The organism is Kitasatospora sp. NPDC058218 (genome assembly GCF_042882445.1).
GTDB lineage: Bacteria > Actinomycetota > Actinomycetes > Streptomycetales > Streptomycetaceae > Kitasatospora.
In genome coordinates this window covers 87,157-113,027 of the sequence record NZ_JBHVWC010000015.1, presented here as the reverse complement: position 1 = coordinate 113,027, position 25,871 = coordinate 87,157, and the positions used below count along the sequence as shown (strand labels likewise).

Sequence of the window (25,871 nt, the reverse complement as noted above, 5' to 3'; positions counted from 1 at the left end):
GGCGTCCGGCGCTCCGCTGGCCCATACTGCGCAGAACCGGGACCTGCCCGGTGGGGCCCGTGAACATCACGCGACACCCCGGGGAACGTCGGGGGGAGGAGGAACGATGCGACTGCTGCTCGTCGAGGACGACGAACGTGTGGCCGCCGCGCTGGTCGCGGTCCTGGGCCGGCACGGCTTCCAGGTCCGGCACGCCCGCAGCGGGCACGAGGCGCTGGACGCGCTGGTGCCGGACGGCAACGACCCGTACCGCGTGGTCCTGCTCGACCTCGGCCTGCCCGACCGCGACGGCTTCGAGGTCTGCAGCCGGATCCGGGCCGGCAGCGGCGTGCCCGTGATCATGGTGACCGCGCGCGCCGACATCCGCTCCCGGATCCACGGCCTCAACCTCGGCGCCGACGACTACGTCACCAAGCCCTACGACATGGGCGAGCTGCTCGCCCGGATCCACGCCGTGGCCCGGCGCGGCGCGGCGCCCGCCGCGGCGGCGGCACCCGCACCCGACGTCGTACCGCAGCAGCGCGGGCCGCTGGAGTCCCGCGGCATCCGGATCGACCGGGAGCGCCGCCGGGTCAGCGTGGACGGCCGGGACGTCCCGCTCACCCGCAAGGAGTTCGACCTGCTGGCGCTGCTCGCGCAGAGCCCCGGCGTGGTCTACCGCCGTGAGCAGATCTTCAGCGAGGTCTGGCGCAGCGGCTGGGAGGGCAACGGCCGCACCCTGGAGGTGCACATCGGCTCGCTGCGCACCAAGCTCGCCCTGCCCGGGCTGGTCGAGGCCGTCCGGGGCGTCGGCTACCGGCTGATCCCCGACTGCCCGGTCGCTGCTCCGGCCACCACCCCGGCCGCCGCTCCGGTCGCCGCGGAAGCGCCTCAGGCCCGCGCGGAGCACTGACCGCACGTGCGCACCCGCCTGCTCGGCATCCTGCTTGCCCTGATGCTCTGTGTACTGGCCGCACTCGGGCTGCCGCTCGCCGCGGCGGTCGCGGCCGCCGAGCAGAGCCGGGTGGTGGTCGACCGGCTCGACGACGCGGCCCGGTTCGCCCAGGACCTGCCCACCTCCGGCGTCTCCGGGCTGGAGTCCGCCGTCAAGGGCGACCCGCAGCCCGCCCCCGGCGACCTCAGCCGCCGGCACGCGCTGGACGCCGAGGTGGCGCGCTACCACGACCTCTACGGCGTGCGGCTCGGCATCTTCCAGCGCGACGGCCTGCCGATCGCCACCGCCCCCGGGGACTGGCGGGTACCCGCCGGCGGCTGGGGCGAGCAGGCCTTCCAGGAGGCGCTGGACGGGCGGCGCAGCCACAACCCGCCGCAGGTCTGGCCGTGGACCCCCGACCGGACCCTGACCATCGCGACCCCGGTGGTCCGGGACGGTGACGTGGTCGCGGTGGTGCTCAGCGAGTCCCCGACCGGTGGGATGCGCACCCGGGTCCTGCGCCGCTGGCTGGTGATCGGGGCCGGCGAGGCCGCCGCGATGATCGTCGCGGTGCTGCTGGCCGCCCGGCTCACCGAATGGGTGCTGCGCCCGGTCCGGACCCTGGACCGGGCCACCCACGACATCGCCACCGGCCGGATGAACGCCCGGGTGGCGCCCGGCGGCGGGCCGCCCGAGCTGCAGCGCCTGGCCCGCTCGTTCAACGACATGGCCGACCACGTGGTGCTCGCCCTGGACCAGCAGAAGGCCTTCGTCGCGGACGCCTCGCACCAGCTGCGCAATCCGCTGGCGGCGCTGCTGCTGCGGGTCGAGGTACTGGGCCTGGAGCTGCCCGAGGGGCACGACGAGGAGCTCGGAGGGGTCCGGGAGGAGGGCGTGCGGCTGGCCCGGGTGCTGGACGACCTGCTCGGGCTGGCCACCGCCGAGCACGCCCGCCCCGAACCCGAGCCGACCGACCTGGCGGCGCTCACCCTGGCCCGGGCGGACGCCTGGCGGCCGGTGGCCCAGCAACGCGGGATCGAGCTCGGATGGGAGGGCCCGGCGCTCGCGCTCGGCATGGCCGACCCGATCGGCTTCGGCAGCGCGCTGGACGCGGTGCTCGACAACGCGCTCAAGTTCGGCCCGGCCGACAGCCGGGTGCGGCTGCTGGTCGCGGTGCGGCGCGAGGAGGTCGCGGTGACCGTCTCGGACGCCGGGCCCGGGCTCACCGAGGAGGAGTTGGCCCGGGCCGGCGACCGGTTCTGGCGCAGTGCGCGCCACCAGAACGTGGACGGCTCGGGCCTCGGGCTCTCGATCGCCCGCACCCTGTTGCTGGCCGCCGGCGGCTCGCTCACCTTCGCCCCGGTGCGGCCGACCGGTCTCGCGGTGACGCTGGCGGTGCCGCGGGCGGGGAAGAAGCTCTGAGGCCGGGGCCTCACGGCCCAGCGGCGTCACGCCTCAAGGCGTCACGGCGTCACGGGACTCCACGGCGTCACGGCTTCACCGAGCGGTAGTAGCGCATGGCGCCCTCGTGCAGCGGGAGCGGGTCGGTGTAGACGGCGGTGCGCAGGTCCACCAGCTGGGCGGCGTGCACCTGGGAGCCGATCTGGTCGCGGCTGTCTATCACCGCCCGGGTCATGCCCTGGACCAGGTCGGTGTCCACGTCCTCCCGGGTGATCAGCAGGTTGGGCACGGCCACGGTGGCCACCGCGTCCTTGGGCTCGGCGTTGGGGTAGGTGCCCTTCGGCATGGTGGCGGCCCGGTAGGCGTCGGTGCCGCCGCCCTCGACCTTGTGCACGGCCTCGGCGAGGTCGCCGAGCGGCACGATCCTGATCGCGACGTGGTCCGACAGGTCGGTCAGCGCGTTGGTCGGCAGCCCGCCGGACCAGAAGAAGGCGTCCAGCTTGCCGGCCCGCAGCTGGTCGGCCGCGTCGCCGACGCCCAGCATGACCGGCGTGATGTCGTGGTCCGGGTCGAGGCCGGCCGAGGAGAGCAGCCGCCTGGTCACCAGGTTGACCCCGGACAGCGACTGGCCGACGCCGACCCGCTTGCCCTTGAGGTCGACGGTCCGGCGCACCGGGGAGGAGGCCGGGACGATCAGCTGGAGGTAGTCGTCGTAGAGCCGGGCGATCGCCCGCAGCCGGTCCTTGCCGGGGCCGGAGTACTGGGCGACGGCGTCGGCGGTCGCGATCGCGAAGTCGTCCTGGCCGCTGGTGACCCGGGCCAGGTTGTCGATCGAGCCCTGGGAGTTGTCCAGTCGCAGGCGCACCCCCGGCATCGCCTTGGCGACGTGGGTCTCCAGCAGCTGCCCGTACCGGTCGTACACACCGCGCTGCACCCCGGTGGCGAAACCGGTCTCGCCGCGCGGGTAACCGGGTGAGCGGCCCGCCGAGACCCACCAGCCGCCGAACCCGGCCAGCACCAGCACCAGGACCAGCAGCGTCCGCCACAGCGGGCTGCGGGCGGCCGCGCGGAGGGCGGTGCCGGGTCGGGTGGTGGGGGAGGGGGCCATGCAGGGATAGTGCCAGGCTCGCGCGGCGAACGGGAGGGGCCGGGCGGTCGGCCGGGGGCGGCCGGGCGGTAGGACGGTCGGGGAAAAGCCTTTCGCGGGTGCCCGTACCCTGGTCGGGTGAGCGGTGAGAGCGGATTGAAGAGCTACAAGGTCGTCACGTACGGCTGCCAGATGAACGTCCACGACTCCGAGCGCCTGTCGGGGCTGCTGGAGGACGCCGGGTACGTGAAGGCGGGGCAGGACGGCGACCCGGACCTGGTCGTGTTCAACACCTGCGCGGTGCGCGAGAACGCCGACAACAAGCTGTACGGCAACCTCGGGCAGCTGGCGCCGGTGAAGAGCCGCCACCAGGGCATGCAGATCGCCGTCGGCGGCTGCCTGGCCCAGAAGGACCGCGACACCATCGTCCGCAGGGCCCCCTGGGTCGACGTGGTGTTCGGCACCCACAACATCGGGCACCTGCCCGCGCTCCTGGAGCGGGCCGCGGTCGAGCGCAAGGCCCAGGTCGAGATCCTGGAGTCGCTGGAGACCTTCCCCTCAACGCTGCCCACCCGCCGCGAGTCCGCGTATGCCGCGTGGGTGGCCATCTCGGTCGGCTGCAACAACACCTGCACCTTCTGCATCGTGCCCGCGCTGCGCGGCAAGGAGGAGGACCGCCGCCCCGGCGACGTCCTCGCCGAGATCGAGGCGCTGGTCGACGAGGGCGTCATCGAGGTCACCCTGCTGGGCCAGAACGTCAACGCCTACGGCTCCGACCTGGGCGACCGCGAGGCCTTCTCCAAGCTGCTGCGCGCCGCCGGGCAGATCGAGGGCCTGGAGCGGATCCGCTTCACCTCGCCGCACCCGCGCGACTTCACCGACGACGTGATCGCCGCGATGGCCGAGACCCCGAACGTGATGCACCAGCTGCACATGCCGCTGCAGTCCGGCTCGGACACCGTGCTCAAGGCGATGCGCCGCTCGTACCGGCAGGAGCGCTTCCTGGGCATCATCCGCAAGGTGCGCGAGGCGATGCCGGACGCGGCCATCTCCACCGACATCATCGTGGGCTTCCCCGGCGAGACCGAGGAGGACTTCGAGCAGACCATGCACACCGTGCGCGAGGCCCGCTTCACCAACGCCTTCACCTTCCAGTACTCCAAGCGCCCCGGCACCCCGGCCGCCGAGATGGCGGACCAGGTGCCGAAGGCCGTCGTGCAGGCCCGCTACGACCGGCTGATCGCGCTCCAGGAGGAGATCTCCTGGGAGGAGAACAAGAAGCAGGTCGGCCGCACGCTGGAGGTCCTGGTCGCCGAGGGCGAGGGCAAGAAGGACGACAGGACGGACCGGCTCTCCGGCCGCGCCCCCGACAACCGGCTGGTGCACTTCACCCGGCCCGCCGAGCCGGTGCGCCCGGGCGACATGGTGACCGTCGAGATCACCTACGCCGCCCCGCACCACCTGCTGGCCGAGGGCCCGACCCTCGCGGTGCGCCGCACCCGGGCCGGCGACGCCTGGGAGAAGCGCCAGGCGGCCCCGGCGGCCAAGCCGGCCGGCGTGATGCTCGGCCTGCCCACCATCGGTGCGCCGGCGCCGGTGGCCGCCCCCGCGACGGGCGGCTGCTGCGGCGACTGACCGTCGACCGTTCGGCGGCCCGGTGGGATCTCGGATCCCGCCGGGCCGCTTTCGTCCGCCGCCGAAGCGCTTTCCATCTTGGTTAGAGTGATCCACATGCTGGTTGCCGCCGCCGTCTGCCCCTGTCCGCCGCTGCTCGTCCCGCAGGTCGCCGCCGGCGCCGCCGCCGAGCTGGAGCCGCTGCGCGCGGCCTGCGACGAGGCGCTCGCCGCGCTGCTCGCGGCCGGGCCGGAGCTGGTCGTGGTGGTCGGCACCGGGCCCGAGCCCGAGGTGTGGACCGAGGGCGGCGCGGGCTCGTTCCACCGGTACGGGGTGCCGCTGGCGGTCAAGCTGCCGTCCGGACGGGTCGAGGGGCCGGAACTCTCCCCCTCGCTCACCGTCGGTGCCTGGTTGCTGGAGCGGGCCGGGGCGACCCTGCCGACGCACGCCTGCGCGGTGCCCGCCGACGCGCCCGTCGACCGGATGCTCGGGCTGGGCCAGGGCCTGGCCGGTCTGGCGGAGCGGGTGGGGCTGCTGGTGATGGGCGACGGCAGCGCCTGCCGCTCGCTGAAGGCGCCGGGTTACCTGGACGAGCGGGCCGAGGGCTTCGACGCGGTGATCGCGGACGCGCTGGGCTCGGCGGACGTGGCGGCGCTGGCCGCCGTGGACCAGGGGCTGGCCGCCGAGCTGCTGGCCGAGGGCCGGGCCCCCTGGCAGGTGCTGGCCGGCGCCGCCGAGGGCGCCGGCCTCACCGCGCGGCTGGGCTACCGGGACGCGCCGTACGGGGTCGGGTACGTCGTCGCGTCCTGGAGCTGACGCCCGGGGCCGCACCCGGACGCCCGGGGCCGTGACCGACGCCCGCGTCGGCGACCGGGTGCCCGCGGCCCGGGTCGCGGGGACGGGGCCGCGGATCAGATGGTCGGGCCCTGGCCGGGGGCACCGCCGGCGCCGGGGTCGCCGGGCTTGTGGGCGAAGTCGTCCACCGCTCCCTTGGCCTTGCTGGCGCCGTGCTCGATCTTCTCGCTGTACTTGCCCTTGGTCGCCTTGTCGATCGCGCCGCCGGCCTTGTCCACCACGTGCTCGATCTGCTCGCTGTGCTTGCCGGCCAGTTCGCTCGCCTTCCCCTTGAGCTCCCCGGCCTTGCCCTTGAGGTTGTCCATCAGACCCATGGTGGTCTCACCGTTCCTCTCTGTTTCCTGCTCAACGTCCGTCGTGGCCGAACCGTTCGCGGTCCGGCGCAAACGTCCGGAACCGCTCATATCGTCACCCGGTGGGACCAGCCGGGCGGGGAGGTCACCGGCGCGGCGACGGTTTTGCGAGACTGGTCCGGTGAGCAGCTCCCGTACCGCCCCGCCCCACGCCGCCCCGCCCCGTGTCGTCTCGGTGGTGGGCGCGACCGCCGCCGGCAAGTCCGACCTCGCCGTCGCCATCGCCCGCGACCTGGGCGGCGAAGTGATCAACACCGACTCGATGCAGCTCTACCGGGGCATGGACATCGGCACCGCCAAGCTCACCGTGCCGGAGCGCGAGGGCGTCCCGCACCACCTGATGGACATCTGGGACGTCACCGAGGCCGCCAGCGTGGCCGAGTACCAGCGGCTCGCCCGGGCCGAGATCGACCGGCTGCTCGCGGCCGGCCGCACCCCGGTCCTGGTCGGCGGCTCCGGGCTGTACGTCCGGGCGGCCATCGACGAGATGGAGTTCCCCGGCACCGACCCGGCGGTCCGGGCCCGGCTGGAGGCCGAGCTGGACGAGGCCGGCCCGTACGCGCTGCACCGGCGGCTGGCGGAGCTGGACCCGGCCGCCGCCGAGGCGATCCTGACCGGCAACGGCCGGCGGATCGTCCGGGCACTGGAGGTCATCGAGATCACCGGGCAGCCGTTCACCGCCAACCTGCCGAGCAACACCGCCGTCTACGACGCGGTACAGATCGGCGTCGCGGTGCCCCGGCCCGAGCTGGACGAGCGGATCACCCTGCGGGTCGACCGGATGTGGCGGGCCGGACTCCTGGACGAGGTGCGGGAACTGGAGAAGCTCGGCCTGCGCGAGGGCCGGACGGCCTCCCGCGCGCTCGGCTACCAGCAGGTGCTGGACCACTTCGCCGGTGAGTGCACCGAGGACGAGGCCCGCGCCGAGACCGTTCGCGCGACCAAGCGGTTCGCCCGCCGCCAGGAGTCCTGGTTCCGTCGCGACGACCGGATCAACTGGCTCTCGCGGCCGGCCGGCGCCGACCCCGCCGAGCTGCTCGCCCGCTCGCTGGAGCTGATCGGCCGTCAGTAATCGGACCGGGCGTAGGCGGTATCCGGCCATTTCGGCGGTGCACCTGCGCGCGCAGGTGGGCGTGCAGGAAGAACCGACGGTTACGGCCCGATCACGTGATGGCCACGGATCACCCGACGGCCCCGGTCAGGCCCGGAACGCCTCCCTGGACATGCCATCATCGATGCCATAAGGGTCGGCCCGGGCGGGTCGACCGTGCCCGGCCGCGAGTCGCACTCGTGTCGAACTGTCAGGGGAGGCCGCGTGTCGACGGGTACCGGCCCCGAAACCGGCCAGAGCGCCAGACCGATGAGTGGCGGGGTCACCGCCCAGGCCGACGGCCCCGACGCCTCGGCCCTGGCGGACCTGCCCGTGCTGCCCGGCCTCGACGGCCCCACCTCCTACGCCCTCGCGCTGCCGGGCCTGGACACCAGCGCCCCGGCCGGTGCGGTGCACGAGCGGGAGATCCGACCGCGCCGCCGGCTCCGTTGGTGGCAGACCCTGCCGATCGCGCTGCTGGCCACCGCCGGCTCGCTGATGTTCGCCTTCCCGCTCGCCTTCGGCTCGGCCGGGGCCGGCTCCGCGATGGTCGGCATGCTCGGCCTGCTGCTCACCGCGGCCTCGGTCGGCTGGGGCGCGATGGCCGCCCGGCACGCCGGCTACAAGTGGCCGGGCCTGCCGCGCCGCGGCTCCGGCCGCCGGGCCGGCTGGAAGGCGATCGTGATCTACACCCTGGTCGCACTGGCCGCCTGCGCGCTCGCGCTGTGGCGGGTCGTCCACCTGCGCTGATCGCTCGGCGCCGGCCGTCCGGCCGCCCCTGCGGGGAGTGCGTCCGCCGGCTGGTCCGCGGCGCCGCGGCGCGGGCCCGCTCAGTATGATCGGCAGGGTGAGCGAATCCCCCGTGACCCCCGTCGGCGTGCCCTTCCTGAAGGGGCACGGCACCCAGAACGACTTCGTCATCGTGCCCGACCCGGACGGCCTGCTGACGATCGGCCCCGAGGCCGTCGCCGCGCTCTGCGACCGCCGGGCCGGCATCGGCGGTGACGGGCTGCTGCGCGTGGTGCGCTCGGCCGCCGACCCGGTCGCGGCCGACCAGGCCGACCGGGCCGAGTGGTTCATGGACTACCGCAACTCCGACGGCTCGATCGGCGAGATGTGCGGCAACGGCGTGCGGGTCTTCGCCCGCTACCTGGTCGAGGCCGGGCTCGCCGAGCGCGGTGAGCTCGCGGTGGCGACCCGGGCCGGGGTGCGACGGGTGCGGGTGGCCGAGGACGCCGAGGACGGCACGCCCGGCCTGGTGACCGTGGACATGGGACGCGCGGTGCTGCCCGGTCCGGACGGGATCGAGGTGGCGGTCGGCGAGCGGCGCTGGCCGGCCCGCAACGTGAACATGGGCAACCCGCACGCGGTGGCCTTCGTGGACGGCCTCGACCAGGCCGGCGACCTGCTGAGCGCGCCGCTCACCAGCCCCGCGGGCGTCTACTCGGAGGGCGTCAACGTCGAGTTCGTGGTGGACCGCGGGCCGCGGCACGTCGCGATGCGGGTGCACGAGCGCGGCTCGGGCGAGACCCGCTCCTGCGGCACCGGCGCCTGCGCCGTCGCGGTGGCCGCCGCCCGCCGGGACGGCGTCGACCCGGCCGTCACCGGCGAGGCCGTCACCTACACCGTGGACGTGCTGGGGGGCCGGCTGATGATCACCGAGCACCCGGACGGCCGGGTGGAGAAGACCGGCCCGGCGGTCATCGTGGCCCGCGGGGAGCTCGACCCGCGGTGGCTCGCCACCGCCCACCAGTAACAGGCGCGGCCGGTTTGCCCATTTCGTACGGCTGCGAATCCCCCCGTTCGGGTGATCCCGATGACGGACGGGGAGCAGGGCGTCGCGGAACGTGCTCTGCTCGGTAGCATGGACCACCGGGTCGGCCAATGCTCCCGGTGACCGCTGCCGGAGGTGCCGATGACCATCGAAGCCGGGCAGCCCCTGGCGGGGCAGCCGACGTCCGCACGGCAGGCCGGGCCCAAGCGGCCCCTGGGGGGCCTCGGCCGGGCCGCACTCGGCCGGGCCGGCCGCGCCGCCCTGCTGGCCACCGGCCGCACGCCGGTGCCCGACGCGCTCGAACCGCTGGTGCAGGCCCACCGCCGCCACCATCCGCAGGCCGACCTCGGCCTGCTCGGCCGGGCCTACCGGCTCGCCGAGGCCAGCCACCGCGGGCAGAAGCGCAAGAGCGGCGAACCGTACATCACCCACCCGCTGGCCGTCACCGTGATCCTGGCCCAACTCGGCGCCGGGACGACCACATTGGTCGCCTCGCTCCTTCACGACACCGTGGAGGACACCGAGTTGACGCTGGACCAGGTGAGTGCCGGCTTCGGGCCCGAAGTCGCCTATCTGGTCGACGGGGTGACGAAGCTGGAGAAGGTCGACTTCGGCGCGGCGGCCGAGGCGGAGACCTTCCGCAAGATGCTGGTCGCCACCGGGGACGACGTCCGGGTGATGGTCATCAAGCTCGCCGACCGGCTGCACAACATGCGCACCATCCGGCACATGAAGCCGGCCAGCCGGATCCGGATCGCCAAGGTCACCCGCGACGTACTGATCCCGCTGGCCGAGCGGCTGGGCATCCAGGTGCTCAAGGCCGAGCTGGAGGACATCGTCTTCGCGACCCTGCACCCGGAGGAGTACGCCCGGACGAGGGCGCAGCTGGCCGGCCGCGAGGACCACCCGGACGCGCTGCTCGCACCGTTCGCCGGCGCGCTGGCCCGCCAGCTCGCCGAGGCCGGAGTGGCCGCCGAGGTCAGCGTCCGGCCGCGGCACTGCGTCTCGCTGCACCGGGTCCTGCTCAAGCGGGACGCCGCAGCGGGCCCGGACGGGCGGCCGCAGGGGCCCCAGCCCGCCGACTTCGGCCGGCTGCTGGTGGTGGTCGAGGAGAACGCGGACTGCTACGCCGTGCTCGGCGAGCTGCACACCTGCTGGACCCCGCTGCCCGGCGAGTTCAAGGACTTCGTGGCCGCCCCCAAGTTCAACCTCTACCAGTCGTTGCACACCGCGGTGGCGCTGGAGGGCGGCGAGGTGGTCGAGGTGCTGGTCCGCACCCGGCGGATGCACGAGGTCGCCGAGACCGGGGTGGTGGCCCTGGGCGATCCCCGCCAGCCCGGCGGCGACCAGGGGGCGGACGAGCTGGACCGCACCGACCCGGCCCGGCCCGGCTGGCTCAGCCGGCTGCTGGAGTGGCAGCAGGAGACGCCCGATCCGGACGCCTTCTGGTCCGCGCTGACCGCCGACCTCGCCGGGGACCGCGAGATCACCGTCGTCACCGAGGGAGGCGAAACGCTTCAGCTGCGGGCGGGCGCCAGCTGCGTCGACGCCGCCTACCTGCTCGGCGAGGAGACCGGCCACCGATGTATCGGCGCCCGGGTCAACGGCCGGCTCACCGCGCTCTCCACCGTCCTCCAGGACGGCGACCGGGTGGCCATCCTCACCGAGCAGGGCGACCCGGCCGCCCGTCCGTCCGGCCCGGCGCCCGAGTGGCTGGCGCACGCCCGTACCCCGGCCGCCCGGCTGGCCATCGAGCGGTGGCTGGCCGACCAGCCGCCGCGCGTCCCGGTGGTCCGCACCGGGCCCTCGGCCGGCCAGCCGGCGCCGCCCGCGCACCGGACCGCCGAGCGCGGCGCCGCCCCGGTCACGGTGGTCGGCCGGCCCGGGGCGCCGGTCCGGCTGGCCCGCTGCTGCACCCCGGTGCCGCCGGACGAGGTCAGCGGCTTCGCGATCCGCGGCGGCGCGGTCGCCGTGCACCGCACCGGCTGTCCGGCGGGGGAGCGGATGCGGGCGGACGGGCGCGGCACGCCGGAGATCCACTGGCTGCCCGGCGGCGCGCCGCCGTCCGGCTACCGGGCCACCCTGCGGGCCGAGGCGCTCAACCGGCCCCGGCTGCTGGCGGACCTCACCGCGGCGATCTCGGGGGAGGGTGTCGGGATCGTCTCGGCGGAGGTGGAGCCGCCGCAGGAGCTGCGGGTCCGGCACACCTACACCGTCGAGCTGCCCGAGCCGGGTGCGCTGCCCGCTGTGCTGCGGGCGATGCTGCGGGTCTCCGGGGTGTACGACGTGAGCCGGCCGCACGCCCCGGCGGGCGGCGGCGCCCGCACCCCGGCCGCGGCGCCCGGCCCGGCGGCGGACGCGGACCCCGCCGGCGCGCCCGCTCCGGGACCGGGCACCGCGCCCGCCCCGGCGCCCGCCCCGGGAAATGGGGATGACCCGTCCGCGCCCGGCGTGCGAACATCATGGGGAATTCACGGCCGGTCCGCGGCGTTCACCGGACACTGAACACAAGAGTCCCGGTGGGCTCCGTGGCCATAGGGGTAGCTCACATTTCGCCCGAGCGGTAGACGGGGCGGCAGCTGGGCAGACTCCGGGTGTGACCGTCGCGTACGGTCGCGCCCACAGGCCGTCCCACTCCTGCAGCCAAAGGACAGAATGACCTCCACGTCAGACACCCGCGACCACGCCGACGCCCCGCGCCGCTTCGACGGTCTACGGGCGGAAGCCCTCATGGACGAGGACCTCGCGGCCATCGACGAGGACCTCGACCGCCACTACGACGGCGACCAGTACGACCGCAGCGAGCGAGCCGCCCTGCGCCGTGTCGCCGGCCTCTCCACCGAACTCCAGGACGTCACCGAGGTCGAGTACCGCCAGCTCCGTCTGGAGCGCGTGGTGCTGGTCGGTGTCTGGACCGACGGCACCGTCGAGGAGGCGGAGAACTCGTTGGCCGAGCTCGCCGCGCTCGCCGAGACCGCCGGTTCCGAGGTGCTGGACGGTGTCATCCAGCGCCGGGACAAGCCCGACGCGGCCACCTACATCGGCTCCGGCAAGGCCAAGGAGCTGCGCGACATCGTCGCGGCGACCGGCGCCGACACCGTGGTCTGCGACGGCGAGCTCACCCCGGGCCAGCTGATCCACCTGGAGGACGTGGTCAAGGTCAAGGTCGTCGACCGGACGGCCCTGATCCTGGACATCTTCGCCCAGCACGCCAAGTCCCGGGAGGGCAAGGCGCAGGTCTCGCTCGCGCAGATGCAGTACATGCTGCCGCGACTGCGGGGCTGGGGTCAGTCGCTCTCCCGGCAGATGGGTGGTGGTGGCTCCGGCTCGTCCGGCGGCGGCATGGCCACCCGTGGTCCCGGTGAGACGAAGATCGAGACCGACCGGCGCCGGATCCGCGAGAAGATGGCGAAGCTCCGCCGGGAGATCGCCGACATGAAGAAGGGCCGCGACACCAAGCGCCAGGAGCGCAAGCGCCACCAGGTGCCGTCCGTGGCCATCGCCGGCTACACCAACGCCGGCAAGTCCTCGCTGCTCAACCGGCTCACCGGCGCGGGCGTGCTGGTGGAGAACTCGCTGTTCGCCACCCTCGACCCGACGGTGCGCCGGGCGCAGACCCCGAGCGGCCGGCTCTACACCCTGGCCGACACCGTCGGCTTCGTCCGGCACCTGCCGCACCACCTGGTCGAGGCGTTCCGCTCGACCATGGAGGAGGTCGCCGACGCGGACCTCATCCTGCACGTGGTGGACGGCTCGCACCCCGAGCCGGAGACGCAGCTGGCCGCGGTCCGCGAGGTGATCGTCTCGGTCGACGCACAGAACGTGCCGGAGATCGTGGTGATCAACAAGGCCGACGCCGCCGACCCGATCGTGCTGCAGCGCCTGCTGCGCCGCGAGCCGCACGCCATCGTGGTGTCGGCCCGCAGCGGCCTGGGCATCGAGGAGCTGCTGAAGCTCGTCGACGACGAGCTGCCGCGCCCGGCGATCGAGGTGCAGGTGCTGGTCCCGTACACCCAGGGCGGCCTGGTCTCCCGGGTGCACGCCGAGGGCGAGCTGCTCTCCACCGAGCACACCGCCGAGGGCACCCTGCTGCACGCCAAGGTGCCGGCCGAGCTGGCCGCCGAGCTGGAGCGCTACACGGTGGCGCTGAGCTCGCAGGCCTGAGACCGGCAGACGACGGGCCCCGGCCCTCCCGCGAAGGGAGGGCCGGGGCCCGTCGGCGTTGCCGGGGTTCCCGGCGGGCGCTACTTGGCGTTCTTCGAGAAGTAGTCGAAGGCCTGCTTCGCCTGGTCCTGCAGCGAGGGGCCGGCCATGTACTCGGACGGGTTGCGGTTGCCGATCGAGTTGACGCTGATCAGGTTCGGCTTGCCGTCCTTGGTGATGAACCAGCCGCCGCCGCTGGACCCGCCGGTCATGGTGCAGCCGATCACGTACATCGGCGGGCGGGCCGGGTCGAAGGAGAGCTTGACCGGCCGGATGGTGGAGTCGCAGTGGTTGAGCTCCATGCCGTCGAACGGCCGCTCGGCCGGGTAGCCGTAGGAGAAGGCCGAGGTGATCTGCTCGCGCGGGGCGTTGAACCAGATCGGGACGGCGCTGCCGACCGTCTCCTCCAGGGACTTGCCGGAGCCGTTCTCGTTGCGGACCCGGATGATCCCGTAGTCGAACTGGGAGTTGGGGCCGACACCGGTCTCCTTCACCCAGGTCGGCGAGACCAGGGCGCGCACCGCCGTCCACCGCCCGTACGGGGACACCTGCTGCTCGGTGTACTGCTTGCCCCGGCTGGCCTGGCCGTCGCGGTTGTAGCCGGGGACGAACACGATGTTCTTCAGCCAGGAGCCGCCCTTGCCGTCGTGCAGGCAGTGCGCGGCGGTGTAGACGAGGTTGCTCCGGCCCGGGTTGGCCGGGTCGGAGACCACGGTGCCCGAGCACATCGAGTCGCCCTCCGGCGTGGACATGAAGATCTTGCCGACCACCGCCGTCGCCGGGCTGTACGGGTGCTGCTGCGGCCTGGCCGCGATGGCCGCCGGCGGGTCGTCCCGCTGGACCGTGCTGCCCGCCGTCTTGTGCGAGTACTCCGGGGTGGCCCGGCCCTTGGCGTTCTCCATCTTGGCGATCGACCAGAAGCCCTGGACGACCTCGTTGGTGAAGGCGTTCTCGCTGACGAACCTCGCCCAGTCGTCGAGCTTCCAGCCGGCGAGTTCCTGCAGGCTGCCGGGCAGCCCGGCGCCCGGTTTGCCGGAGGCGGTCGTGGAGGTCACGGCCGGGGTGGTCGCGGCGTCGGTGCTGCCCGCGACGTCCGGTCCGCAGGCGGTCGCGGCGAGCGAGAGTGCGGCGAGTGCGGCGGCCGCCGACGCGACGCGGCCCCTGGTCTTCGGCATGGTGATCGGTCCCCGTGTGGTCTTCGTCGCGGTGTCGGCTACTTCTGCTTCCTGGAGATGTAGTCCAGGGCCTGCTTGGCGACCGTCTCCAGGTACGGGCCGCTCAGCGAGGTGTGGTCCTGGGTGCCGATGGAGGTGTTGCTGACCAGCGCGAGCCTGCCGTCCGGCATCGGGGCGAACCAGCCTCCGCCGCTGGAGCCCTGGGTCATGGTGCAGCCGATGGTGAGCATCGCCGGGCGCTTGGGGTCGAAGGAGAGCCGGGCGGGCCTGCCGCCGTCGCACTTGTACAACTCCTGCCCGTCGAAGGGCTTGTAGAGCGGGTAACCCCAGGCCGAGGCGGAGATCTGGTCGCGCGGGGCGTCGAACCAGACCGGGACGGCGCCGCCGATCGCCTCCTCCAGCGACTTGCCGGTGTCGTTCTGGTTCTGCACCCGCATGACGGCGAAGTCGTACTGGCTGGCGGCGTCACCGGTGCCGCCGCCCTCGACCGTCCACTGCGGGGAGGTCACCACGTCCTTGGCCCACCAGGTGCCCAGCGGTGCCAGCTCGGCGAGCGGGGCCTTCTTGCCGCCGCTGGAGGCACCGGAGTTGTTGTACGCGGGAACGAAGACGAGGTCCTTGTAGAACGCGCCGCCCTTGCCCGGGTGGACGCAGTGCCCGGCCGTCCAGACCAGGTTGCTCTTACCGGGGTGCGCCGGGTCGGCGATCACGGTGGCCGAGCAGTTGCCGCGGCCGCCGTCGGCGCTGAAGAACACCTTGCCGGACGGCTGCTTGGTGTACGGGCGGGCCACCGGCGTGGCCTTGACCGGCGCCGGTTCCGGGTCGGTGACCCCGGCGTCGCCGGTCGGCTTCGCGGTGGGCGGGGCCGGGTCGGCGGGCTTGGAGTCGCCCATCTTGTCCGGGTTCCAGAAGTCCTTCACGATCGGGTTGTTGAAGACGTGCTGGGAGGCCCACTTGTCCCAGTCCTCGAACTTCCACTTCTTCAGGTCGTCCCAGTTCTTCGGCAGGCCCTCCAGCAGGCTGGTCGGGATGCCCGAGGGCAGGGTGAGGCCGCCGATCACGCCGCCGCCGGTACTGGTGCCGGTGGCGGTGCCGCCCGCCGAGGCCGGCGGCGGTGCGGCGGTTCCCCCGCCGGAGGGGCCGTCCGGCCCGCAGGCGGTCACGGCGAGCAGTGTTCCGGCGGCAAGGGCCGCGGCCATGGCTGACCGGTGGATCGATGGCATGGTGTTCGCTTCCCCCTGATGGTCCTGGCGGCGGCGGCCGGCCGCCTTGGAGTCTCCCACTGGCCATCAGGACGGCACTTGCCGACCCCCGGGTTGCGATGCCGGCCGGAGGTCACCGATCTGTGACGAACGCCCGGCCGTCTCGTTGGCACGGCAGGTCCTCCCTCCTGAGTGTTGAACTATCACCGCTCTTCACCCGGACGAGTGAGCAGCTCTTGTGATCACCCGTCAGGGATAGGTAACCCTTACCTGACGCGACGGTGCGAGCGCCCGCCACACCCTCTCCACCACCAGCGCGCGTCCGCACCCCACGCGCCCCAAGGAGCAGCCTTGAGCACCGCCCTCACCGGAGCCCCGCCCGAAGCCCCGATGCGCCAGCCCGCCCCGGCCCAGCCCGCCCCGGCGGCGGTCCAGCCCGCCCCGGGCCGGCCTGCCGCGGTCCGCCCGGGCCGGCCCGACCCGCTGCTCCACCCGGACCCGGCCGTCGCCGCCGAACAGGCCGCCCTGGAGGCCCTGTTGCGCTGCTGGGCCCGGGAGACCGGGGCCGTTCCCGGGGCGGACGGGCGGCTGCGGATCGCCGTTCTGGGCGCCGCCGCCCACCTGCTGGCACCGGTCCGCTACTGGTCGCCGGCCGGCTGGCACCGCTTCGGCCCGGCCGCCCTCGCGGTCGGCGAGGACGGCGGCGCCGCCCCGGTGGACGCCGTCACCGCCGCCGCCCTGCTCGCCGCCGCGGCCGCCGTCCGGCCCGACCCCGGCCAGGTCGCCGACCTCGCCGCCCGGGTCGCCGACTCGGTGGTCCGCACCGCCGACATCCTCGCCCACCGCCGCACCGCCGCCGCCCCCGGCGGGCCGGAGGGCTCGCACTTCCTCGCCGCCGAACAGTCCCTGCTGCTCGGCCACCCGCTGCACCCCACCCCCAAGAGCCGCGACGGCCTCGGACCCGCGCAGAGCGCCGCGTACTCCCCGGAACTCCACGGCTCCTTCCGGCTCCACTGGTACGCCGTCGACCGCGACCTGCTCGCGGCCGGCTCGGCCGTGACCGAGAGCGCCGACCGGATCACCGCCCAACTCCTCGGCGACCGGTCCCTGTTGCCGCCCGGTACGGCCGCCCTGCCGCTGCACCCCTGGCAGGCCCGCGAGCTCGCGTTGCGCCCGGCCGTCGCCGAACTGCTCGCCGACGGGCGGCTGCGCGACCTCGGCCCGGCCGGCGAATCCTGGTACCCGACCTCCTCGGTGCGCACCGTCTACCGGCCCGGCACACCCTGGATGCTGAAGCTCTCGCTCGGCCTGCGGATCACCAACTCCCGCCGGGAGAACCTCCGCAAGGAGCTCCACCGCGGTCTGGAGATGCACCGCCTGCTGGAGAGCGGCCTGGCCGCCGAGTGGCGGGCCGCCCACCCCGGCTTCGACATCGTCCGCGATCCGGCCTGGATCGGGGTCGACCACCCCGCGCTAGGCGACCCGGGCGGCCTGGACACCGTGCTGCGCGCCCAGCCCTTCGCCCCCGGCGACCGCGCCCTCTGCGTGGCCGGGCTGGTCGCCGAACAGCCGCTCGGCACCGGCGACACCGTGCCGTCGCGGCTCGGCGACACCCTGCGCGCGCTCGCCGCGCGCTGTGGCCGACCGCTGCCCACCGTGGCCGCTGAATGGTTCCTGCGCTATCTGGACGCCGTCGTCCTGCCCGTCCTCTGGCTGGACGGCCGGGCCGGCATCGCGCTGGAGGCGCACCAGCAGAACAGTCTCGTCCTGCTCGACGCCGACGGCTGGCCGCAGGGCGGCCGCTACCGCGACAACCAGGGCTTCTACTACCGGCAGAGCGCCGCCGACCGGCTCACCACCCGGCTGCCCGGGCTCGGTTCCCGCAGCGACACGTTCCTCGCCGACGAGGTGATCGACCACCACTTCGCCTACTACCTCGGCATCAACCACGTCCTCGGCCTGATCGGCGCCTTCGGCTCGCAGCGGCTGGCCGACGAGTCGGTGCTGCTGGCCGCCCTGCGCGGCTTCCTGTCCGGACCGCGCGCCGCAGCCACCGGCTCCGCGCTGCCCGGGCTCCTGCTGGACGCCGCCACGCTGCCCTGCAAGGCCAACCTGCTGACCCGGATCAACGGCCTGGACGAACTGGTCGGGCCGGTGGCCACGCAGTCCGTCTACGTCGACATCCCGAACCCGGTGGCCGGCGCGTGACCTCCCCCGCGAGCGGTCCCGGCGGCCGTCCCGACGGGGTGCCCGGGTGGGGCGCGATGCCCACCGGCGCCGGTGAGTTCCGGCTCCGCCCCGTCCGGCTGCCCGCCGACCTGGAGCTGCTCGCCGGGTGGATGAACGACCCCGAGACCGCCGCCTTCTGGGAGCTCGCCGGGCCGCCGGCCACCACCGAACGGCACGTGCGTGCCCAGCTCGACGGCGACGGCCGCAGCCTGCCCTGTCTGGGGCTGCTGGACGGCACGGCGATGAGCTACTGGGAGATCTACCGCGCCGACCTCGACCCGCTCGCCGCGCACTACCCCGCCCGGCCCCATGACACCGGCGTCCACCTGCTGCTCGGCCCCGCCGACAGCCGGGGGCGCGGCCTGGGTGCCACCCTGCTCGCCGCGCTGGCCGACCGCATCCTGCGGGTGCGGCCGCGCTGCGGGCGGGTGGTCGCCGAACCCGACGTCCGGAACGTGCGGTCGGTCCGGGCCTTCGAGCGGGCCGGGTTCTCCCGGGTCGCCGAACTCGACCTGCCCGACAAGCGGGCGGCGCTGATGGTCCGCGACCGCGACCGGCACCCCGACCGCCGCCCTGACCTCAGCCCCGACCGGCGGTTCGTCGGCCCGGGCCCCGCCACCCGACCACGACCGGCCACCGCCTGACCGAGCCCGCCCGCCCGTACCCCGCCCGCCCGCGACCGACCCCGCCGAGGACACCTCCGACCCCATGGACACCCCAGCAGCCCGACCCGCGCCGTACGACCTGCTCGGCGTCGGCATCGGCCCGTTCAACCTCTCGCTCGCCGCACTCGCCGAGCCCGTCCCGGGCCTGCGCACGCTCTTCTGCGACCAGCGCCCGGAGTTCCGCTGGCACCCCGGGATGCTGGTCGACGGGGCCCGGATGCAGGTGCCGTTCCTCGCCGACCTGGTCTCCCTGGTCGACCCGACCAACCGCTGGTCCTTCCTCAACTACCTGCGCGAGCAGGACCGGCTCTTCCCGTTCTACTTCGCCGAGCGCTTCCAGCTGCCCCGCCGCGAGTACGACCACTACTGCCGCTGGGCCGCCGAGCGGCTCGACAACTGCCGCTTCGGCACCGAGGTGACCGCGCTGCACCGGGACGGCACGCTCTACCGGGTCGAACTGCGCGACACCGCCACCGGCCGGCGCACCGAGGTGCACGCCCGCAACCTCGCGCTCGGCGTCGGCACCCGGCCGGTCCTGCCCGGGGCCTTCACCGCCCTCGACGGCCACCCCCGGGCCTTCCACTCCGCCGACTACCTGGACCGCCGGGACGCCCTGGACGACGCCCGCGACATCACCGTCGTCGGCAGCGGGCAGTCCGGCGCGGAGGTCTTCCTCGACCTGCTGCGGCGCGCGGGGGAGGGGGTCCGGCTGCGCTGGCTCACCCGGACCAGGGCGCTCGCGCCGATGGAGTACTCCAAGCTCGGGCTGGAGCACTTCACACCCGACTACACCCGCTACTTCCACGGTCTGCCCGGGCCGGTCCGGGACACCCTGGTCGAGGCCCAGTGGCAGCTGCACAAGGCCGCCAGCGCCGAGACGCTCGCCCAGATCCACGACCACCTGTACGAGCGGACCATCGGCCGGCCGATCGACGACGCCCCCGTCGAGATCACCCCCGGCACCGCCGTCACCGACGCCCGGCCGGGCCCGTGCGGCGGCCTCGAACTCCGCTGCCGGCACACCGACTCCGGCGCCGAGCACGTGCTGCGCACCGACGCCGTGGTGCTCGCCACCGGCTACCGCGCCGCCCGCCCGGCCGCACTGGATCCGCTCGCCCACCTGATCGACTGGGACGCGGCCGGGCGCTACCGGATCGACCTCGACCACCGGGTCGCGACGCTCCCCGACCTCGCCGGCGGGCTGTACGTGCAGAACGCCGAGCTGCACACCCATGGCGTCGGCACCCCCGATCTGGGGCTCGGCGCCCACCGGGCCGCCGTGATCCTCAACGCCGTCGCCGGCCGGACCGTCCACCGGCTGCCCGAACGCACCGCGTGGACCGGCTTCGCACCACCCGGCGCGGCCGCCACCCCCGTCGGTCCCGCCGCCCCCACCGCCCCCGCCATGGGCGACGTCGCCGCCACCGCGGACGTCCCCGCCGTTCCGCGACCCCAGGAGTGGACCCGTGCCGCAACCGCCGGCCGCTGAACCCCCGCTGTACCTGCCCCCGCAGCTCACCGCCGGGCACTGGCAGCGGGCCGGCCGCGCGCTGCTGGCCAAGATGCTGGGCGAGTTCGCCTACGAGGAGCTGATCACCCCCGTCCCCGACGGGCCAGGCCGCTACCTGCTCCGACTGCCCGAGGCCGAGTACCGGTTCACCGCCGGCCGCGGCGCTTACGGCAGCTGGCAGGTCGTCCCGGACTCGGTGTGCTGCTCGCGGGCGGACGGCCTGGACCCGCTGCGGTTCCTCCCGTACGCCCGGCACGCCCTCGGCCTGCGCGGCGACACCACCGGCCACCTGATCCGCGAGCTCACCGCCACGCTGATCTCCGACGCCCACCAGCTCGCCACCGCGCTCACCGCCGCCGAGCTCGCCGACCTCGACCACCCCGAGCTGGAGGGCCGGCAGAGCGGCCACCCCTGGATCGTCCCCAACAAGGGCCGGCTCGGCTTCTCCGCCACCGACGCCGCCCGCTGGGCCCCGGAGGCTCGCACCCCGCTGCCGCTGCCCTGGATCGCCGTCCACCGCCGGCTGGCGCAGTACCGCGGCGTCCCCGCCCTCGCCGATCCCGAGCAGTTGTACGCGCGCGAACTCGACGACCCCGGCGCCCTGCGCGCCGCCCTCGGCCCGGACGCGGACGACTACCTGCTGCTGCCGGTGCACCCCTGGCAGTGGGACGAGACCGTCGTCCCGCTGTTCGCCCCGTGGATCGCGAGCGGCGAGATCGTCCCGCTGCCCACCGACGGCGACCTGCGGCTGCCGCAGCAGTCCATCCGGTCCTTCTTCAACCGGAGCCGGCCCGACCGCTGCACCGTCAAACTGCCGCTCGCCATCCTCAACACCCTGGTCTGGCGCGGCCTGCCGACCGAGCGCACGCTGGCCGCGCCCGCGGTGACCGCCTGGATCCACGGGCTCCGGCAGGCCGATCCGTTCCTGCGGGACGAGTGCCGCGTCGTCCTGCTCGGCGAGATCGCCTCGGTCACCGTCGACCACCCGCTCTACCGCGAGCTGCCGGAGGCGCCCTACCAGTACAAGGAGCTGCTGGGCGCGATCTGGCGCGAGCCGCTCGGCCCCTGTCTGGAGGGCGGCGAGCGCGCCCGCACCCTGGCGGCGCTGCTGCAGACCGGCTCCGACGGGCGTGCGCTGGCCGCCGAGCTGATCGCCCGCTCGGGCCTCACCCCCGCCGCGTGGACGGCCCGGCTGTTCGCCGCGATGCTGCCTCCGCTGCTGCACTTCCTCTACCGGTACGGCCTGGTCTTCTCCCCGCACGGCGAGAACGCCATCGTGGTCTTCGACGGGCGGGAGGCCCCGGCCCGGCTCGCGGTCAAGGACTTCGTCGACGACGTCAACCTCAGCGACCAGGAGCTGCCCGAGCTGCGCGACCTGCCCGCCGAGGTGGCCGAGGTGCTGCTGCGGGAGGACCCGCAGGGCCTCTGCCAGTTCCTCCACTCCGGCCTGTTCATCGGCGTCTACCGCTACCTGGCCCCGCTGCTGGAGGCGCAGACCGGGCTGCCGGAGGCCGAGTTCTGGGCGCTGCTGCGGGCCGAGATCCTCCGCTACCAGGAGCGCTTCCCCGAGCTGCGCGAGCGGTTCGAGCTCTTCGACCTGTTCCGCCCGCGGATCGACCGGCTCTGTCTCAACCGGAACCGGCTGCTGCTCGACGGCTACGGGGACCGCCCGCACCGCCCGCACGCGGCCCGGCACGGCACCGTCGCCAATGTGCTGGGCGCCCCGGGGACCGCGGTGCCGCACGGCCGACGGGGCCGGATTGTCACCCCCGCCCCGTAGGCTGGGTGGGTCATGACGAACGACTCCGAATCCCAGCTCCCCGCCGACGACGACGCCGACGAGTCGGCCGCCGACGGTGCGGTCGAGGCCGTCCCGCGGGCCCAGCTCCCCGAGCTGCTGCACGCTGCCGTGGCCGCCGTCGGCGGCGTCGAGCGCCCCGGCCAGGTCCGGATGGCCGAGGCCGTCGCCGACGCCGTCGACCACGGCGAGCACCTGCTGGTGCAAGCCGGCACCGGCACCGGCAAGTCCCTCGCCTACCTGGTGCCGGCCCTCGCCCACGGGGACCGCGTGGTGGTCGCCACGGCCACCCTGGCGCTCCAACGCCAGCTGGTCGAGCGGGACTTGCCGCGGACGGTGGATGCGCTGCACCCGGTGCTGCGCCGCCGCCCGCTGTTCGCGATGCTCAAGGGCCGCTCCAACTACCTCTGCCTGCACCGGGCGAACGAGGGCACCCCGAGCGAGGAGGGCGAGGGCCTGTTCGACCCGGTGGACGCCCTCGGCGGCCCCACCGGAAAGCTCGGCCAGGACGTCCTGCGGTTGCGCGACTGGGCGGACGAGACGGAGACCGGCGACCGGGACGACCTCAGCCCCGGCGTCTCCGACAAGGCCTGGGCCCAGCTCGCGGTCACCTCCAAGGAGTGCCTGGGCGCCACCCGCTGCGCGTACGGGCAGGAGTGCTTCGCCGAGAAGGCGCGCGAACGGGCGAAGCTGGCGGACGTCGTGGTGACCAACCACGCGATGCTGGCGATCGACGCCATCGAGGGGGCCCCGGTGCTGCCCGAGCACGGGCTGCTGATCGTGGACGAGGCGCACGAGCTGGTCAACCGGGTCACCGGCGCGGCCACCGCGGAGCTGACCGTCGGCGCGGTCAACCGGGCGGTGAAGCGCGCCGCCAGGCTGGCCAACGAGAAGGCGGTGGACGCCCTCCAGGGGGCCGCGGAGAACTTCCACGGCCTGATGGAGACCGCCCAGCCCGGCCGGGTCGAGGAGCTGCCCGAGTACCTGGCGTACGCGGTCACCGCGATCCGGGACGCCAGCCGGCAGGTGATCACCTCGCTCGGCGAGACGCGGGACAAGGCGCTCACCGACGAGGACGCCGTGCGCAAGCAGGCGATGGCCTCCGCCGAGGCGCTGCACGAGACGGCCGAGCGGCTGCTGGCGGACTCCGAGTACGACGTGGTCTGGATCGAGCGCAGCGACCGGTACGGGCTGGGCACCGCCTCGCTGCGGGTCGCCCCGCTGAGCGTGTCCGGGCTGCTGCGGGAGGGCCTCTACAAGGAGCGCTCGGTGGTGCTCACCTCGGCCACGCTGAAGCTCGGCGGGGACTTCACCGGTGTCGCCGCCTCGGTGGGCCTGCCCTCGGAGGCCCGGCTGCCGGACGAGCGAGCCGCGGGGGGCACCCCCGAGGCCGCCTTCGGCGAGGACCCGGTGCCGCACTGGCGCGGCATCGACGTCGGCTCGCCGTTCAAGTACCCCAAGCAGGGCATCCTCTACGTCGCGCGGCACCTGGCCGAGCCGGGGCGGGACCCGGAGCGCCCCGACATGCTGGACGAGCTGGCCGAGCTGATCGGCGCGGCCGGCGGGCGGACGCTCGGCCTGTTCTCCTCGATGCGCGGCGCGCAGGCCGCCGCCGAGGCGATGCGGGAGAGGCTGGACAACCGGATCCTGCTGCAGGGGGAGGACACCCTGGGCGAGTTGATCCGCGAGTTCGCCTCGGACGCGACCACCTGCCTGTTCGGCACCCTCTCGCTCTGGCAGGGCGTGGACGTGCCCGGCTCGGCCTGCCAGCTGGTGGTGATGGACCGGGTCCCGTTCCCGCGCCCGGACGACCCGCTGATGAGCGCCCGCCAGCGGGACGTCGAACAGCGCGGCGGGAACGGCTTCATGGCCGTCGCGGCCACCCATGCGGCGCTGCTGATGGCGCAGGGCGCGGGCCGGCTGGTGCGCGCGGCGGACGACCGCGGTGTGGTGGCGGTGCTGGACCCTCGGGTGGAGACCAAGCGGTACGGGAGCTTCTTCCGCTCCTCGATGCCGGAGTTCTGGTACACCACCGACCGCAACCAGGTGCGCCGCTCGCTGGCGGCGATCGACGCCTCGGCGGCGCCGGTCCGGCCGGTGGTCAAGCGGGGCTGAGCCGGCCACCGCCCTGCGGCGGCCGGCGCCCGGGCGCGCCGGAGGGGCTCCCCGCACCGCGCGGTGGAGCCCCTTCCCGGTGTGCGCCGTACCGGGCGGCTCAGAGGCGGCGCAGGACGGCGACGACCTTGCCCAGGATGGTCGCGTTGTCGCCGTTGATCGGCTCGTACGCCGGGTTGTGCGGCATCAGCCAGATCCGGCCGTCCTCGCGCTTGAGACGCTTCACGGTGGCCTCGCCGTCGATCATCGCGGCCACGATGTCGCCGTTCTCGGCGACCGGCTGGCGGCGGACGGTCACCCAGTCGCCGTCGCAGATGGCGGCCTCGATCATCGAGTCCCCGCGCACCGTGAGCGCGAACAGTTCGCCCTCGCCGACCAGCTGGCGCGGCAGCGGGAAGACGTCCTCGACCGTCTGCTCGGCCAGGATCGGCCCGCCGGCGGCGATCCGCCCGACCAGCGGCACGTACGAGGTGGACGGCCGCCCGGCCGTCTCGGCGGTGTTGGGGCGGGCCACCTCGACACCGCGGACCTCGTAGGCGCGCGGGCGGTGCGGATCCCGGCGCAGGAAGCCCTTGCGCTCCAGGGCCATCAGCTGGTGGGCGACCGAGGAGGTGCTGGACAGGCCGACGGCCTGGCCGATCTCCCGCATGGACGGCGGGTAGCCGCGGCGCTGGACCGAGTCCCGGATGACCTCGATCACCCGCCGCTGGCGCTCGGTCAGCCCGGCCTCGTCGGTCCGGATGCCCGGGGGGCGGCCGGGCATCGAGCGCGCGGGGACCGGATGGGTGTCGTCCAACACGGGTGCGTGCTCGATCGGTTGGTCGGGGACGCGGCTCGTGTTGGAAATGGCCTGGCCGGAGAGGCGGTGTTCTTCGCTACGGTCCATGCTGTCCACACTCTGCTGATTCGTGGTGCGCTGCCCCACCTTGAGCTGGGAGTGTTCCTGCACCGGGATGGTGTTGCTTTCGATCGTGTTCACGGCGGCCCCTCTCGACGGCTGTCCTCTCCCCTTTTCCAGCCCAACGGCACCTCCTATCGAAAGGTTGCGCCAAACACACGTTCGAGTGAATTATTCGGGAGTTGGCTGACTCGATCAAGGCTTTGTTGTACATCGATTAAATGTTCGACTCGAAGTCGACTCCGGCAGTCTAATCGGCGCCGACACGCCAGGGGCGCTGCTTCCCCCGAAGGCCTACATGTAGTGGCTACAGTCCTCTCCGTGCCCAGTACTAGTGGTCACGGTCGTGTGATCGGCTTGGCGGTGCCGGGTCCTCATCGCATAGACTCGACACGTCCGCACGTCCTGCCCGGGAGGGATCTTCAGGTGCACTGCCCCTTCTGCCGGCACTCCGACAGCCGCGTCGTCGACAGCCGGACCACCGAAGACGGCAGCTCGATCCGCCGTCGTCGGCAGTGCCCGGACTGCGGCCGCCGCTTCACCACGGTGGAGACGGCCGCACTGATGGTCATCAAGCGCAGCGGCGTCACCGAGCCGTTCTCCCGGGAGAAGGTCATCTCCGGAGTCCGCAAGGCCTGTCAGGGCCGCCCGGTCACCGAGGACGCCCTCGCCCAGCTCGGCCAGAAGGTCGAGGAGTGCGTGCGGGCCACCGGCAAGTCCGAGCTCACCACCCACGACGTGGGTCTGGCCATACTCGGACCGCTCAAGCAGCTCGACGTCGTCGCCTTCCTGCGCTTCGCCAGCGTCTACCAGGCGTACGACGGACTTGAAGACTTCGAGGCCGCCATCGCGGAACTCCGCGCCGAGCGGCCCGTCCCCGAGGCGGACGGTGCCTGCGTGCCCGTCCCCGCCGCCGCGCCCTAGGAGGCCCGGCCCGGCACCGGCGGTCCTGCGGGGCCGCCCGCCACACCGGCCCTCCGGGGCCACCA

At 74.1% G+C, this 25,871-nt stretch carries 20 protein-coding genes; 15 read left to right on the top strand and 5 right to left on the bottom strand.

Annotated features, from left to right (window positions below; genetic code table 11):
* Window positions 1–106 precede the first annotated feature (106 nt).
* Together ACFVYI_RS12120 and ACFVYI_RS12115 are read left to right on the top strand one after the other, a co-directional pair.
* Window positions 107–892 carry a response regulator transcription factor gene (locus ACFVYI_RS12120; protein WP_387883870.1) on the top strand — a complete coding sequence of 262 codons (786 nt, stop codon included), beginning with the start codon at window positions 107–109 and terminating at the stop codon, window positions 890–892.
* Window positions 893–898: 6 nt separating this feature from the next.
* Complete coding sequence (locus ACFVYI_RS12115) at window positions 899–2,335, top strand: sensor histidine kinase (RefSeq protein WP_387883867.1); 1,437 nt, start codon at window positions 899–901, stop codon at window positions 2,333–2,335.
* Between the two features lie 67 nt (window positions 2,336–2,402).
* Here the strand turns inward: ACFVYI_RS12115 and ACFVYI_RS12110 are convergent, their stop codons facing one another.
* Window positions 2,403–3,422, bottom strand: coding sequence for a TAXI family TRAP transporter solute-binding subunit (locus ACFVYI_RS12110; RefSeq protein ID WP_387883864.1), 1,020 nt, complete (start codon window positions 3,420–3,422; stop codon window positions 2,403–2,405).
* A 117-nt stretch (window positions 3,423–3,539) separates the two neighbouring features.
* Between ACFVYI_RS12110 and miaB the strand changes: the two genes are divergently transcribed.
* Window positions 3,540–5,036, top strand: coding sequence for a tRNA (N6-isopentenyl adenosine(37)-C2)-methylthiotransferase MiaB (gene miaB / locus ACFVYI_RS12105; protein WP_387883861.1), 1,497 nt, complete (start codon window positions 3,540–3,542; stop codon window positions 5,034–5,036).
* Window positions 5,037–5,132: 96 nt separating this feature from the next.
* The gene (locus tag ACFVYI_RS12100) at window positions 5,133–5,831 is read left to right on the top strand and encodes a hypothetical protein (protein ID WP_387883859.1); all 699 of its coding nucleotides are present in this window, start codon (window positions 5,133–5,135) and stop codon (window positions 5,829–5,831) included.
* Between the two features lie 95 nt (window positions 5,832–5,926).
* Here ACFVYI_RS12100 and ACFVYI_RS12095 read toward each other — a convergent pair whose 3' ends face one another.
* On the bottom strand, window positions 5,927–6,175 hold the full coding sequence (locus tag ACFVYI_RS12095) for an antitoxin (protein WP_387883856.1): 249 nt from the start codon (window positions 6,173–6,175) through the stop codon (window positions 5,927–5,929).
* A 169-nt stretch (window positions 6,176–6,344) separates the two neighbouring features.
* On the opposite strand from ACFVYI_RS12095, the gene miaA reads away from it, so the two are divergent.
* From miaA to hflX, 5 genes are all read left to right on the top strand, one after another.
* Window positions 6,345–7,295 (top strand): tRNA (adenosine(37)-N6)-dimethylallyltransferase MiaA, encoded by a 951-nt coding sequence (gene miaA, locus ACFVYI_RS12090; protein ID WP_387883854.1) that lies wholly within the window; start codon window positions 6,345–6,347, stop codon window positions 7,293–7,295.
* A gap of 288 nt (window positions 7,296–7,583) precedes the next feature.
* Window positions 7,584–8,063: a hypothetical protein gene (locus ACFVYI_RS12085; RefSeq protein WP_387883851.1), complete on the top strand. Its 480-nt coding sequence runs from the start codon at window positions 7,584–7,586 to the stop codon at window positions 8,061–8,063.
* A gap of 85 nt (window positions 8,064–8,148) precedes the next feature.
* Entirely contained in the window at window positions 8,149–9,069 is a 921-nt protein-coding gene (gene dapF / locus ACFVYI_RS12080; protein ID WP_387883849.1) for a diaminopimelate epimerase, read from the top strand.
* A 159-nt stretch (window positions 9,070–9,228) separates the two neighbouring features.
* Entirely contained in the window at window positions 9,229–11,592 is a 2,364-nt protein-coding gene (locus ACFVYI_RS12075; protein ID WP_387883847.1) for a RelA/SpoT family protein, read from the top strand.
* Window positions 11,593–11,742: 150 nt separating this feature from the next.
* A complete protein-coding gene (gene hflX, locus ACFVYI_RS12070) occupies window positions 11,743–13,251 on the top strand; it encodes a GTPase HflX (RefSeq protein ID WP_387883845.1) in 1,509 nt (502 codons plus the stop codon).
* 80 nt (window positions 13,252–13,331) lie between these two features.
* On the opposite strand, the gene ACFVYI_RS12065 is transcribed toward hflX, so the two are convergent.
* Both ACFVYI_RS12065 and ACFVYI_RS12060 read right to left on the bottom strand, forming a co-directional pair.
* Complete coding sequence (locus tag ACFVYI_RS12065) at window positions 13,332–14,465, bottom strand: trypsin-like serine peptidase (RefSeq protein ID WP_387883843.1); 1,134 nt, start codon at window positions 14,463–14,465, stop codon at window positions 13,332–13,334.
* Window positions 14,466–14,503: 38 nt separating this feature from the next.
* Window positions 14,504–15,664, bottom strand: coding sequence for a trypsin-like serine peptidase (locus tag ACFVYI_RS12060; protein ID WP_387883841.1), 1,161 nt, complete (start codon window positions 15,662–15,664; stop codon window positions 14,504–14,506).
* A 354-nt stretch (window positions 15,665–16,018) separates the two neighbouring features.
* Between ACFVYI_RS12060 and ACFVYI_RS12055 the strand changes: the two genes are divergently transcribed.
* From ACFVYI_RS12055 to ACFVYI_RS12035, 5 genes are all read left to right on the top strand, one after another.
* Window positions 16,019–17,875: an IucA/IucC family protein gene (locus ACFVYI_RS12055; protein ID WP_387883838.1), complete on the top strand. Its 1,857-nt coding sequence runs from the start codon at window positions 16,019–16,021 to the stop codon at window positions 17,873–17,875.
* Window positions 17,767–18,540 (top strand): GNAT family N-acetyltransferase, encoded by a 774-nt coding sequence (locus ACFVYI_RS12050; protein WP_387883937.1) that lies wholly within the window; start codon window positions 17,767–17,769, stop codon window positions 18,538–18,540. The genes ACFVYI_RS12055 and ACFVYI_RS12050 overlap by 109 nt, the downstream gene beginning before the upstream one ends.
* A 64-nt stretch (window positions 18,541–18,604) precedes the next feature.
* A complete protein-coding gene (locus ACFVYI_RS12045) occupies window positions 18,605–20,050 on the top strand; it encodes a lysine N(6)-hydroxylase/L-ornithine N(5)-oxygenase family protein (protein WP_387883836.1) in 1,446 nt (481 codons plus the stop codon).
* Window positions 20,028–21,851, top strand: a complete 1,824-nt coding sequence (locus tag ACFVYI_RS12040) for an IucA/IucC family protein (RefSeq protein ID WP_387883834.1) — start codon at window positions 20,028–20,030, stop codon at window positions 21,849–21,851. Before ACFVYI_RS12045 ends, ACFVYI_RS12040 begins: the two co-directional genes overlap by 23 nt.
* 12 nt (window positions 21,852–21,863) lie before the next feature.
* Window positions 21,864–23,984, top strand: coding sequence for an ATP-dependent DNA helicase (locus tag ACFVYI_RS12035; RefSeq protein ID WP_387883831.1), 2,121 nt, complete (start codon window positions 21,864–21,866; stop codon window positions 23,982–23,984).
* A gap of 100 nt (window positions 23,985–24,084) precedes the next feature.
* Here the strand turns inward: ACFVYI_RS12035 and lexA are convergent, their stop codons facing one another.
* Window positions 24,085–24,747 (bottom strand): transcriptional repressor LexA, encoded by a 663-nt coding sequence (gene lexA / locus ACFVYI_RS12030; protein WP_224281048.1) that lies wholly within the window; start codon window positions 24,745–24,747, stop codon window positions 24,085–24,087.
* 561 nt (window positions 24,748–25,308) lie between these two features.
* On the opposite strand from lexA, the gene nrdR reads away from it, so the two are divergent.
* The gene (gene nrdR, locus ACFVYI_RS12025) at window positions 25,309–25,806 is read left to right on the top strand and encodes a transcriptional regulator NrdR (protein ID WP_360630038.1); all 498 of its coding nucleotides are present in this window, start codon (window positions 25,309–25,311) and stop codon (window positions 25,804–25,806) included.
* Window positions 25,807–25,871: the final 65 nt, after the last annotated feature.

Excerpts from the sequence above, each read along its gene's own strand:
- ACFVYI_RS12035 (WP_387883831.1), top strand. The coding sequence starts at position 21,864 with ATGACGAACGACTCCGAATCCCAGCTCCCCGCCGACGACGACGCCGAC.
- lexA (WP_224281048.1), bottom strand. The coding sequence starts at position 24,747 with ATGCCCGGCCGCCCCCCGGGCATCCGGACCGACGAGGCCGGGCTGACC.
- ACFVYI_RS12075 (WP_387883847.1), top strand. The coding sequence starts at position 9,229 with ATGACCATCGAAGCCGGGCAGCCCCTGGCGGGGCAGCCGACGTCCGCA.
- dapF (WP_387883849.1), top strand. The coding sequence starts at position 8,149 with ATGATCGGCAGGGTGAGCGAATCCCCCGTGACCCCCGTCGGCGTGCCC.
- ACFVYI_RS12100 (WP_387883859.1), top strand. The coding sequence starts at position 5,133 with ATGCTGGTTGCCGCCGCCGTCTGCCCCTGTCCGCCGCTGCTCGTCCCG.
- ACFVYI_RS12060 (WP_387883841.1), bottom strand. The coding sequence starts at position 15,664 with ATGGCCGCGGCCCTTGCCGCCGGAACACTGCTCGCCGTGACCGCCTGC.
- ACFVYI_RS12110 (WP_387883864.1), bottom strand. The coding sequence starts at position 3,422 with ATGGCCCCCTCCCCCACCACCCGACCCGGCACCGCCCTCCGCGCGGCC.
- ACFVYI_RS12065 (WP_387883843.1), bottom strand. The coding sequence starts at position 14,465 with ATGCCGAAGACCAGGGGCCGCGTCGCGTCGGCGGCCGCCGCACTCGCC.
- ACFVYI_RS12120 (WP_387883870.1), top strand. The coding sequence starts at position 107 with ATGCGACTGCTGCTCGTCGAGGACGACGAACGTGTGGCCGCCGCGCTG.
- hflX (WP_387883845.1), top strand. The coding sequence starts at position 11,743 with ATGACCTCCACGTCAGACACCCGCGACCACGCCGACGCCCCGCGCCGC.
- ACFVYI_RS12085 (WP_387883851.1), top strand. The coding sequence starts at position 7,584 with ATGAGTGGCGGGGTCACCGCCCAGGCCGACGGCCCCGACGCCTCGGCC.
- ACFVYI_RS12045 (WP_387883836.1), top strand. The coding sequence starts at position 18,605 with ATGGACACCCCAGCAGCCCGACCCGCGCCGTACGACCTGCTCGGCGTC.
- ACFVYI_RS12095 (WP_387883856.1), bottom strand. The coding sequence starts at position 6,175 with ATGGACAACCTCAAGGGCAAGGCCGGGGAGCTCAAGGGGAAGGCGAGC.